Origin of the sequence: Bradyrhizobium canariense (genome assembly GCF_019402665.1) — a bacterium.
Classification (GTDB): Bacteria; Pseudomonadota; Alphaproteobacteria; order Rhizobiales; family Xanthobacteraceae; genus Bradyrhizobium; species Bradyrhizobium canariense.
Window position 1 is genome coordinate 21,062 of the sequence record NZ_VSST01000033.1, and the last position, 12,710, is coordinate 33,771.

5 protein-coding genes are annotated in these 12,710 nt (G+C 58.8%); all 5 read left to right on the forward strand.

Annotation, left to right across the window (positions count from 1 at the left end; translation table 11 throughout):
• The first annotated feature begins 1,481 nt into the window (after window positions 1–1,481).
• The 5 genes from FXB41_RS17630 (at window position 1,482) to FXB41_RS17650 (ending at window position 12,670) form a co-directional block, all read left to right on the forward strand.
• Window positions 1,482–3,368, forward strand: a complete 1,887-nt coding sequence (locus FXB41_RS17630) for a hypothetical protein (protein WP_246648956.1) — start codon at window positions 1,482–1,484, stop codon at window positions 3,366–3,368.
• Window positions 3,369–6,521: 3,153 nt separating this feature from the next.
• Window positions 6,522–7,607: a GDP-mannose 4,6-dehydratase gene (gmd, locus tag FXB41_RS17635; RefSeq protein WP_219682631.1), complete on the forward strand. Its 1,086-nt coding sequence runs from the start codon at window positions 6,522–6,524 to the stop codon at window positions 7,605–7,607.
• Complete coding sequence (gene fcl, locus FXB41_RS17640; RefSeq protein WP_219682632.1) at window positions 7,588–8,571, forward strand: GDP-L-fucose synthase; 984 nt, start codon at window positions 7,588–7,590, stop codon at window positions 8,569–8,571. The genes gmd and fcl overlap by 20 nt, the downstream gene beginning before the upstream one ends.
• A gap of 209 nt (window positions 8,572–8,780) precedes the next feature.
• Window positions 8,781–10,607 carry a glutamine--fructose-6-phosphate transaminase (isomerizing) gene (glmS, locus tag FXB41_RS17645; protein WP_219682633.1) on the forward strand — a complete coding sequence of 609 codons (1,827 nt, stop codon included), beginning with the start codon at window positions 8,781–8,783 and terminating at the stop codon, window positions 10,605–10,607.
• A gap of 746 nt (window positions 10,608–11,353) precedes the next feature.
• Window positions 11,354–12,670 carry an MFS transporter gene (locus FXB41_RS17650; protein ID WP_085348758.1) on the forward strand — a complete coding sequence of 439 codons (1,317 nt, stop codon included), beginning with the start codon at window positions 11,354–11,356 and terminating at the stop codon, window positions 12,668–12,670.
• Window positions 12,671–12,710 lie beyond the last annotated feature (40 nt).

Genomic DNA, 12,710 nt, shown 5'->3' on the forward strand with positions numbered 1-12,710 from the left:
AACTACTGCGGACCATCTGCACCAAACTTAGTTGGAAGACGAACATCGGCTTTGTCCGGATCGTCCAGCGGAGAGTTTCTCCTGCAGTTTATCTTTCGACATCTGAATCTTTCCTTGGATTTTCTCGTCATTCGTGCCTTCGTTGCGAACTTGCCTCATGCAGACAATCGGCACAGACATCTACGATGGTTGTCGCGGCAAGCCGGGCCTGCAGGAGCTGCTGCCGCCCCTTCGCCTAAACAAGTCCGCAAGGTATGGCGTTGGGCTAACCGTGCTTGATGCCAGAACCGACTGAAATGCCTTAGATCAACAATGGCGGCGGAGGCCATTTGGCGCGGCATGATCCGGCGAACCGGCTAGTTTGGCACCAAACAAACGTCATCGGCTTCAGCACATGATGCAACGCGACGCCAATGTATCGCCAGCTCGTCAACGAGAGGCTTTGCTCTTGCGACGATCTGACGGTGGGCTTTCATCTCAGTCCTTTTCATGTCGAGCGGTTAGCCGGCTTACCGCCTGAGACACCGTCAATGCGTCATCTATGTGGCCGGTCACAATGGATCCACGGCCAGGGAACGCGTGACGAAGTTTCGCAGTTCAGCCCTAGAGGGCCTCGAGCTCCAACACGGCGAGACTTCGGTGGCCGCAGTCACAGTTCGCTCCGGTAGCGATCAGAACTGCCCGTCAAGCTCGCTTCTTTGCCGCCCCTCCGCGAGGCGAGCCAGCTTGTCATATTCCTCAGCGACCTTGAGGAGCCTGCATCTAGATGTGTCGTCCTCGATCGACTCCGCTTTTAGTCGGGTCGCTTCCGCACGGCCTCGCCAATGTTTGGCGTCTGAGAATAGATTTTTCTGCTTCATGCAAAAGAGGATGCAATGTTTAGATCAAGAAAATGCGACACGGGCCCTACGTAAGATCCCGTAGGCTGGCTTTCACAAAAGCACCTCATTTGCCGTTAGCGCTGTCACTCGCTTTGTTAATGTCCGACATGCGACAAGCCGCTGGGCGAAACGTAAGCGCGGCGAGTAAGCTTCACTGCAATCCCTCGGTTGAGGAGGCCGATTGGAAAGGCCACGCGAACGGAGCAAGATGGACGAGATCTGGCTTCACCGGCCGTTCACGCAGAATTCTGCGCGAAATGCGCGGCTCTCGACATAAATGGCTTGAATCGGACGCAGCGTCAGATTGTAGGGTCTTCTTGCGGGCGAGCGTCCACGATCGCCTGCCGATGGCTTGGGAGCGACGGCTTGCAGACGGAACGCACTTGGCCTGTGCAGCAGACATTACGGGGTGAGGGCGCCAGCGCTACCTGTCCGAACTCGAGTCAGCTTGCGTAAGCAATGTCGCGATCCGATTGCAGTTCGAGACCCTGGCCAGGGAAGGGTCGACAGATGACGCGCCCTGGACAAGCAGTCTCACTCGACCGGCACCGCTTCGAGCAGCACGTTCGCGCGGAGCACTCAGAGCCACCAAATCGAACGATGGCCACACTCGATGAGCTTCTCGCAACGATCAGCCACGCTTGCCGTTGTCAGGACGTGCGCGCATTCTCAGTTTCACTATTCGACGATTCCAAGCAACTCACGAGATCAAATCGCGCACGCTTCCTGCGAAAGGCCGCGACTGCGTTCAAGATCGCATTTGTTCCACGACTTGAGGAAGACATCCGCCTCAAGCTAGCATCGAAATACGCCACAATATGTGATGCGCTCAGCCGGCAGTCTGGCGGTCAGGCAGGTACCGATCTTTCCAAAGCTCTAGCGGCTCAGCTCTCCCGCCTTAATGACGCACTGATGGAACAAGTCGACTTCACATCACTTTCGCTCTTTGCGTGTTCATTTGGCCGCCATCCTGCGTCTTCCGACTGCCGCGATGGCATGATCAGAATTGCTGAAGTTTGCCGCGACAAGAGCGAGCCGCTCCAGGACCTAACCGGCCAGCACCTATCATTGCTGATAAGCGGCCTTAGCAAGTGGCCGGATCAACCGGCGGTTCGTGAAGCCGCTCTCAGGATCGCGACTGAGATTTCTTGCCATACGCGTTCGGATGATCGCCTCTCTGCGCTCACCCCGCGGCATCTATCAATGCTCGTGAACGGCGTCGGAAAATGGCTAGCAGAGGAACGCTTTCACACGGCAGTTGTGATCATCGCAGATGAGCTTGTGCGCCGAAGCGATCGACTCTCCGATTTTACCCAGGAACAGCTGGCGAATCTAATCAGCGTCTTTAGCAAGCGGCCGGAAGATTCCAGTTGTCGCAAGGCAGCGATCGCAATCAGCAACGAACTTCTCCGCCGCTCCGATCAGCTCTCCGATTTCAGTCAGCAGCGTCTGGCTAAGCTCGTAAACGGATTCAGCAGGTGGCCGGGCGAGCTCGCGCCTCGGCAAGCCACGGCCAAGATTGCAGGAGAACTCGTTCGTCGCGGGCTTTCCGTCGATCACCATGAGTTGGCGAGTCTGGTAAACGGCTTCAGCAAATGGACGGCGGAGGTTGCCTGTCTCGCGGCGAGCGTCGCGATCGCGGATCAAGTCATCCGTCACGCTCGCGGTGCCGAGCGCCTCTCTTATTTTCGTTACCAGGAACTCGGGGTGCTGGTAAACGGTTTCAGCAAATGGCGGCAGGAGCCGAGCTGCCGCCAAGCCACAATTGAAATTGCCGGTGAAGTGCTCGCCCGCTGTGACCGCGCCGACGGCGTCTCCTGCATTACTGAACAGGCACTGGCGAACCTCGTCAATGGGTTCAGCAAGTGGCCACAACAGCTGTCTCTTCGCGACGCGACGGCTGCGCTCGCCCGGGAGGTCGTTTACCGTGCCCGACGGGCCGGTCAGCTCGGTGGTTTTACGCAGCAAGGACTGGCTATTCTGTTGAACGGCTTCAGCAAATGGCCAACGGAAGTTCCGCTGCGCGAAGCTAAGACTGCAATCGCGCACGAGGTCCTTTCTCGGGCCTGCCGTACCGACCGGCTTTCTCATTTTACGCTTCGAGGACTGGCGATCCTCGCCAACGGCTTCAGCAAATGGCGGCAAGAGGAGATCTCTCGCCATGCGACGGTAGCCATCGCGCAGGAGATTCTTCGCCGCACTTACCAGGTTTGTGACTTTAGCGAGCAGGAGCTTGCTCAGCTCATGCGTGCGTTCAGTCACTGGCCGAAAGAGGTCATCTCTCGCGAAGTCGCAGTCGTGATCTCCCAGGAGGTCCTGCGCCGCCTCACCGGGAGTGCGCGTTTCACCGAGCAAGAGCTCGCATACCTGGCGAATGGGTTAGCCAAGTGGCCCGAAGTGGCCATCTGTCATCGAGCCGCTGCGGCTATCGGCAAATGGACAGCGCTAGGTGACCGACGACGAACACCATGTCATGCGGCGTTTTGAAGCAAACGGAACACGGCTGCACACCGCTCGTAAGGCATGAAGGGCTGCGCTGCTCCAAAGGATGATAACTCAATGCAGAATCACGCGAGCAAGCGCCGCGACCAACGGCACCACACTTTAGGCGCGAGGTGATCGAGATAGGCGACGAGATGGGCTCGCAAGCTCGTTCAGCGGAGCGGATTTCTGGTCGTACTTTCAGCCATCAAAGGCAATGATCCACGCGTAGTGAGTAGCGAGGTTTTGACGGGCGGCACTATGTCGAACGGTACATTGAACGGCCGCCGCAGATCTCTGCAGATGCTCGGGCTCTGCGTTCAACGGCGTTTCCAGAAGAGCACGGAGGCGGCGTGATCGCCACCGCTCTCGGCAGAGATGCATCAAGTGTTCGCTCACGCCGCAGCCCTTTCGGGCGGATTGTTTCCGAGCCGTCCTCCGTCGTGTCTTTCGGGACGGAACAGCGCCTCCAGAGTGCAGTGGCTTCTGCAGCTTTGGATGCCAAGCAGTCGTTCAACTGTCGACCATGTAGCGCGAGCTCAGACCATAGGGAATTCTCTAATTATGCTCTGCCAGAAATGTCACAGAGATAACTGGGGCGAGATCGCAATGCACGATCCCTGGACCGGCCGACCAGTGATCACCTGCAATACTTGCGGCGAGTATGCCGAGTACGACAGCCTCCAGCGCAAAACGGCTCACGCGATCATGGCAGCTACCTTGGCCTGTAGCGTGAGCATAGAGGACCAGCGCGATCCCCGGGTGGTTGCTGATAGGATCTTGGATGCACTGGAGAATGCCGGCCTAACAGTCGCTCGCGCCTCAAGATGAATGGGGAGGAGCGCCGATCGGCGCCGCCTTCGAGGCCCTGCCCGGCGATCAGAGAGCATGGGCACTGCGCCGCTCGTTCCAACAGCCGTTTGATTGCCGGCAGACTTTCCGCCTTTTCCCTGGCCGCTCTGGGGTTGCACGCGCCCATAGCGAGTTGTTGGAGACCAGCGACGATTGTAGCAAACGCACCAATCCGGACCTAAACCGCGATGCTCTGAACGGGACCAGGGCTGAGCACCGCTTGGGCGCCGTCTTCCAACGCATGACGGCCCCCCACATGTATCGAACCCGCAATGATCGTTGACCTGACGCGGCCGGCACCTGACGGCGCCCTTCGAGGTCCATCGTCCAAAGTTTGTCTGGAACGGCAAAGTCACTGCTCAGTGCCTTGACGGGAATTGCACTCATTGACCGGAATAACCGCTGCCGATGGACCTCGTTTCCCATTCTGCCTAGCGACGCCAGCCTCTATAACTCCCGGGAAGCAGCCCCATCCAGACAGCGTAGCGGGAGAGCTCGGCCGGATAGACGAGGCCCCAATTCGCACAGATGCCACAGACCATCCTCGCCATGGACGCTTGATTCGGCCGGCGAGCGCGCTCCTATTCCATGGACCTTACAAGAACTTCATTGACGCGCGTGATCGCTCATTGCCAGGACCAGCAGCCTCACCGCCGCGGCGTGGCTATGCCGGCACACTTGAGCAGACCCTGGCTGCGCAATTGCGGAGGACGAATAGCGAAAGCCAGCCGCTTTGGCGCAGCGCCTCCCGCCCTCCTCCTGTCGCGGCTGGCTCCTGGCGTGAGATATTCACGCGATAACCCCCGCAGGGGATTGAATCGTACGTAGCGTCAGGTTGTAGAGTGCCCCTGCTAGGTCGCACCAATCTTCAGTCGCCCTAGACTTCCTGTGGACAAAAGCGGAGCAAGCCGATCGCGTGTCATGAGAGGTGTTCTGCCAAAGCGGCTGAGGAATCGCGCTGAGTGCGAAGGACGCTGTTTCTGTTCTGTCGACGCAAATCGCCAACCCGCATGAAGTCATGATTCCCCAGATGTAAGAAGGACGAATCCAGCATTGGAGGCTTCGAAATACGGTTGCGAGCGCCAAGTGCCCAACGAGCCACCGCGAGATTGATGCGCTATCCCGGAGCGGTGATGTGAGAAGACCCGATGGATCCAACGCGGTGTTGCTCATCGACCATTGTGAGGGCCAATGTCGGGCAATTCTTGGCTTCAAGAATGGCGATCCTGGAAGAGCGTATATGTGCGGGGAACCGATTGTGACGGGACTCCGTCAAAAGCCGTCATCATGGTGCGCTTATCACCACGTCCTAATGCACGTCTTGCCATGGTCGGACGGACGCGCCCGTCCTTGAATGAAAGCAGATTAAATGGCAATAAATAGTCCGGGACGAGCGCGCGGCATGGGTAGCGGCGGATTGCGGCAGCAAGGGAGCTGCCGCTAGCTCCGCGAGCTGGGCCTGCTCGAGATGCAGGCCTGACGATTGCCCCAGGGCCGAACGCCGATGCAGGCAACGAGCCCCTCAACACCCGACGAACGAGCATTGGAAACCTCATGTGATCGCCTCGGAACGGAAATGATGTGGAAGTTTAGACACGCGAGCGATCGAAGATTGATCTCGGCGGCGTTCAAACCCGATAAGGCAGCGATCCATTTCGATGGCGCGCCTCTAAGCTCACGCCCCTTTTGGCGCATTCGAGCAGGCGGCGCGTGCTTAAACAGCCCGAGTCGGCTCCCTCCACGATCAGCTCATCCCGCGTGTTTCTGCCGTGGGACTGCAATATGCGCGCCTTCACCTATGCTTATCCGACCACCAACACGATCGTCCCGAGATTGATCGATGATACGGACTGCGCGACAGAGAACAACTTTCAAGGCTTTGTTTGCCGGGCTTGCTCGCAGTTGCACTGGATGAACAGCAAGACTCGAAATTTCTAGGCAAGGACAAGAAATGAGGGACACTTCTTGGCTCGACGCGCGAGCTGAGCATGGAGAGACTGCAGAACGCTTCTCGGCCGAACGGCCTGCTTACCTTTTGACTGCGCCGCAATTCATTGAGCGCACTCAAGCAATAGAGAAGCGCCTGACGAAGGCCGAACGAAATCTGCCGGACTACAAACTTTCGTATAGTCCTTCAAAACTCTTTCGAGGTGGGAGGTTTACCTCCGTACAGTTGAGCAATCGACGCAATACCTGTAGAGGTCCACACTTCGGCAGTTCGAGAGCGTGACGCTTCCGCATTTCGAAGAGCCAGCCGCGATTGACGTCGTCGATCGGGGACGACATTAGCCTGCGCAGAGGAATCATTTGTTAAGCCAAGAGAGCAAACGGCGGGTCGCTCTAATCACCGGCGTGACCGGCCAGGACGGCGCCTATCTTTCCGAACATCTGCTGTCGCTCGGCTATGTCGTGCACGGCATCAAGCGGCGCTCGTCCTCGTTCAACACCGCGCGGGTGGATCATCTCTACCAGGATCCGCATGTCGGCGACGTGCCGTTCCTGATGCACTACGGCGATATGACGGATTCGAGCAATCTGATCCGCCTGGTGCAGCAGATCCGGCCGACCGAGATCTACAATCTCGCCGCCCAGAGCCACGTCGCCGTCAGCTTCGAGAGCCCGGAATACACCGCCAATGCCGACGGCATCGGCGTCCTGCGCCTGCTGGAAGCGATCCGCATACTCCGCATGGAGAAGGAGACGCGGTTCTACCAGGCCTCGACCTCGGAGCTCTACGGTCTCGTCCAGGAGATCCCGCAGAAGGAGACCACGGCGTTCTATCCGCGCTCGCCTTACGGCGTCGCAAAGCTCTACGGCTACTGGATCACGGTGAATTACCGCGAAGCCTATGGCATGTTCGCGAGCAACGGTATCCTGTTCAATCACGAGAGCCCGATCCGCGGCGAGACGTTTGTGACCCGCAAGATCACGCGCGCTGTCGCCCGCATCGAGGTGGGGCTTGAAGAGACGCTCTATCTCGGCAATCTCTCGGCCAAGCGCGACTGGGGACACGCGCGCGACTATGTCGAGGGCATGCACAAGATCCTGCAGGCCGACAAGCCGGACGATTTCGTGCTCGCCACCGGCGAGATGCACTCGGTGCGAGAGATGGTCGAACTCTCGTTCGCGCAGGTTGGCCGCCGTATCGAGTGGCGCGGGGAAGGCGTTGACGAGACCGGGGTCGACACCAAGACCGGCAAGACGGTGGTGAAGATCGATCCGACCTATTTCCGGCCCAGCGAGGTCGATCTCCTCGTCGGCGACGCCAGCAAGGCGCGCGAGGTGCTCGGCTGGAGGCCGAAGCGGAGCTTTGCAGAGCTCGTCGCGGAGATGATGGCGAGCGATCTGGCGGTAGCAAAGCGGGACGCGACGAGTGGCAAACGCTCCGTTTGAGCTGACAGGCAAGAGTGTCTACGTAGCCGGCCATCGCGGCATGGTCGGCAGCGCGCTTGCGCGCCGGCTGGCGCGGGAGGACGTCAAGCTCGTCACCGTGGACCGGCGCGAGGTTGATCTGTGCAACCAGGCGGCGGTGTTCGACTGGTTCGCAAGAACGCGGCCGCAGGTGATCTTCCTCGCCGCGGCAAAGGTCGGCGGCATCGCCGCCAACAACACACTGCGTGCAGAATTCATCTACGAGAACATTGCGATCGCGGCTAACGTGATCCAGGCCGCGCACCAGAACGGCGCCGAGAAGCTAATGTTTCTGGGCTCGTCCTGCATCTATCCGAAACTGGCGCCGCAGCCGTTGCGAGAAGATGCGGTCCTGACGGGCCCGCTGGAACTGACCAACGAGCCCTATGCAATTGCAAAAATCGCCGGGATCAAGATGGTGGAGGCCTATCGCAGCCAGTATGGCAGCGACTTCATCAGCGTAATGCCGACCAATCTCTACGGCCCCGGCGACAATTATCATCCCGAACTGAGCCATGTCGTCGCGGCGCTGATCCGGCGCTTCCACGAGGCGAAGGTCGCGGGTGCCAAGAGCGTTGCCGTGTGGGGCACCGGCACGCCACGGCGCGAATTCCTCTATGTCGACGACATGGCAGACGCCTGCGTGTACCTGATGAAGACCTATTCGGGAGCAGAGCTGATCAACATCGGCACCGGCGAGGACGTCACCATCGCCGAGTTCGCGCGCGTCGTCGCAGAGATCGTCGGCTACAGCGGCGAGATCGCCTTCGACACCTCGCGCCCCGACGGCACGCCGCGCAAGCTGCTCGACGTCAGCCGCCTCGCAAAGCTCGGCTGGCGCGCGAGGACATGGCTTACAGATGGAATGCGGCAGACCTATCAGGACTTCTTAGCGGTATCGGCCAAATCGGACAAAGGAGAGAATCATGCAGCTGTTAATTGCTGACGGCGCTCATTGTCCGATTCCCAGAAAGTTGCTTCGGATCGTCTGGCGACTTCGATTGGGTTTCCGGTGTTGCTTTGAGCTCGCGCACGCCGAGTGACGCGTGCGCGATGGAAGGCCGGCACGACTACACCGGTCGATAAATAGCGAGCGAATTGGTCAGGCGCGTCTTGCGAGACGCTCTGTTTTGAAGTTGAGGTAAACTGGTTACCATGTGCGGAATTGTAGGCATCTTGGGGCGCGGTCCGGTCGCGGATCGCCTCATCGATTCACTTAAACGACTGGAATATCGCGGCTACGACTCAGCTGGCATCGGAACGCTCAAAGGAAATCACATCGAGCTTCGACGCGCCGAGGGAAAGCTGAAAAACCTTGAGACACGTGTTCGCTGCCATCCGCTTTCAGGCCATGTCGGGATTGGGCACACGCGCTGGGCTACTCATGGCAAGCCAACCGAACACAACGCTCATCCGCATGCAACGGACAATGTTGCAGTCGTCCATAACGGCATAATCGAGAATTTCCGGGAGCTGCGCGCGGAGCTGAAACAGCATGGCGCCTGTTTCGCCTCTGAAACAGACACGGAGGTGGTGGCACATCTCATCGACTCTTATCTGAAGAATGGCTGCTCGCCGCAGGAGGCAGTAAAAGCGTCGCTGCCGCGGCTAGTGGGCGCGTTTGCGCTTGCAATCCTGTTCAAGGGCCAACACGACCTCATGATCGGTGCGCGCAAGGGCTCACCACTGGCGATCGGGCATGGCGAAGGCGAAATGTATCTCGGATCGGATGCTATCGCGCTCGCGCCCCTTACCGACTTGATCACCTACCTTGAGGATGGCGATTGGGCTGTGCTCAACCGCAACTTCAGCGTGGTCTACGACGCACAAGGCACAGTCGTCCGCCGGGATCTGGTGAACTCTGGCGCGTCGTCGGCTCTCGTCGAGAAAGCGAACTACCGCCACTTCATGGCGAAGGAAATCCACGAACAGCCGGAGGTGATCGGGAATACGCTTGCGCATTACGTCGATATTGCCAGCGAGAGCGTGGCACTGCCGCAGGAGCTTCCGTTCGACTTCAATGAGATCGGACATATCTCGGTCACGGCTTGCGGTACGGCCGGCTACGCCGGCCACATCGCCAAATACTGGTTCGAGCGGCTGGCTCGTATTCCGGTCGAGCTCGATGTCGCCTCCGAATTTCGGTATCGTGAGGCACCGATGCGCCAAGGAGATCTTGCGATCTTCATCTCGCAGTCCGGCGAGACCGCCGATACCCTGGCCGCGCTCCGCTACGCCAAATCGCAAGGTCTGCATACCCTCTCGATCGTGAACGTACTGAGTTCGACCATTGCGCGCGAAAGCGGGACAGTGTTGCCGACATTCGCGGGGCCCGAAATCGGCGTTGCCTCGACCAAGGCGTTCACATGCCAGCTCGTCGTCCTGGCGGCGCTTGCGGTCGCCGCGGGCAATGCGCGCGGTGAATTGTCGGAGGGCGACAGCATCGATCTGGTACGCGAGCTGATCGAAATTCCTCGGCTCGTTTCAGCGGCGCTGGCCAACGAGCCGCAGATCGAGAAGCTCGCACGCGACATCACCAAATCGCGTGACGTGCTATATCTTGGTCGCGGCACCTCGTTTCCACTGGCCATGGAAGGGGCACTGAAGCTGAAGGAGATATCCTATATTCACGCCGAGGGCTATGCGGCCGGGGAGCTCAAGCACGGCCCGATCGCCTTGGTCGACGAGAGTGTTCCCGTAATCGTCATCGCTCCTTCCGACCGGGCGTTCGAAAAGACCATCTCGAACATGCAGGAGGTCGCTGCACGCGGTGGCAAGATTATCTTGATAACCGACGCTAGGGGAGCCGCAGACGTGTCCATGGATTCACTCGCGACCATTGTGCTGCCGGAGATGGGTGCGACATTCACCTCGATTGTCTATGCGATTCCGGTGCAGCTCCTGGCCTACCACACGGCCCTCCTCATAGGCACGGACGTCGACCAACCCCGAAATCTCGCGAAATCGGTAACCGTCGAATAAGGCAAAGTGATGCGACCTCAGTTGTCGTGGTCAGATTCCGAATGCGCGAGCCGCGGTCAGATCGTATCACGATGTGCCGCCCAGCTCCTGGCCCCGATGCCACCGCGAGGCTTGTGCCTGTTCTTGGCCCTGTTTACGGAGACGCCGGGTTTGGACCACATACGAACCGGAGCGCCCCTCGAAGTACGAGGCGCGCCTCGCTCGAAGGACAACGTGGCTGTTTCCAAGCATGGCCGTCGGCGCCGCGCTTGATCGCCAGCGCGCTCACAAAATCCTTTCCGGCGAACCACCGGTTAACTTTGAGCATATCGACATCGCTGGAGATCGGGTCAGATAATAGCGCGGTTCGGCCCCAATCGCAGGCTCGCGAGCTGTTCTAGCACGACATCTCACGGAGCTCCTCGCTGCGGCTCGTATGCCACCGATCTCGTCCTTCCCCTTTCACTGCATATCGGTACGCTTGATGAGAACTTCGGCCACCCCACAGACAACAGCCTTGTCGCCAACCTTGGCGCCGAGAATTGCCCCAGGGTTCAGTAGCTTGAGAGCCACTCCTGCTGCACGAGCGGAATGACGAGCGAAAATTGTGAGGGTTGCGGCAATTGCCGAAAATATGCCGGAAACGTCAGGCGCTTACGGCTTGGTCGATAGTGCCCTGATGGCCGATTCGCGGCCATGAAACTGCACGCGGCTGCGGTGAGATTTTCTCCGGAAGCGGCCATTTCAAAATCGAGAGGAAACTCGCCATGTCACCAGCGCCCATTGCGCACGCCTCAAATGCCAAATCGCGCATTGGCGCCATCTTACGTGCCACGAGCGGCAACTTCCTCGAGCAGTTCGATTTCTTCTTGTTCGGGTTCTACGCCAGTGCGATCGGAAACGCGTTCTTTCCATCAGGAAGCGAAACCGCTTCACTGCTTAACACCTTCGGTGTGTTCTGGCTGGGTGCCTTGATGCGACCTGTTGGTGCGATCGTGCTTGGAGCCTATATTGACCAGATTGGCCGTCGGCAAGGCCTGATCATCACGCTTTCGATCATGGCCATTGGCACCATCATCATCGCCTTTTGTCCGGGCTACGCGACGATCGGCATTGCCGCACCTGCGATCGTGCTGTTCGGACGGTTGTTGCAGGGCTTTTCTGCCGGCGTTGAGGTTGGTGGTGTTTCCGTTTACCTCTCCGAGATTGCCACTCCGGGCAACCGCGGCTTTTACACATCTTTCCAGTCCTCGAGCCAGCAGGTTGCGATCTTTGTCGCGGCTCTTATAGGATATTTTTTGAGCGAAGCACTTCCGGCCGAAATGGTTGCCGCTTGGGGCTGGCGGATCCCGTTCTTCCTTGGCTGCTTGATCGTACCGCTTATCTTCTTCCTGCGCCGGACGCTGGAGGAAACTCCGGAGTTTCTGGTCATGAAGAACCACCCAACGGCCCGCGAGGTCTTTGCCTCCACACTTGCGAACTGGCGCATCGTCATTCTCGGCATGATGATCGCGATGCTGACGACCACGACATTCTATTTCGTGACGGTGTACACGCCTACGTTCGGCAGGCACGTATTGCAGTTGTCCACGCAGAACACGCTCTTGGTGACGCTTTTGGTCGCGGTGACGAACTTCATGTGGAACCCAATTGGCGGCGCGATTTCCGACAGAATCGGCCGGAAACCGGTCCTGCTGACCATTGCCGGCCTAGCCTTGGTGACTGCATATCCAGCGTTGTCTTGGCTTGTAACGGACCCAAGCTTTGGCAAGATGCTGATCGTGGAGATGATGTTCTCGTTTTACTTTGGCACCTATAGCGGCGCCATGTTGGGCGCTCTGGTCGAAATCGTGCCGAAGCACATTCGCACAACTTGCTTTTCTTTGGCGTTCGCACTCGCCGCGGCTCTGTTTGGCACCTTTACGCCGCTTGCATCGACTTGGCTGATCGACCGGACAGATGACAAGGCGTCGCCCGGTTTCTGGTTGATGTTTGCGGCTTTGCTCGGCATTATCGCCGCGCTCACGATTTATCCAGGAAACACCAAGAGAGTTGCGAAAGCCGTTGCGACCCGAGCGGCCTAACTTGGCGGTAAGCGCGCAATTTACCACGCGTTAGCACGCG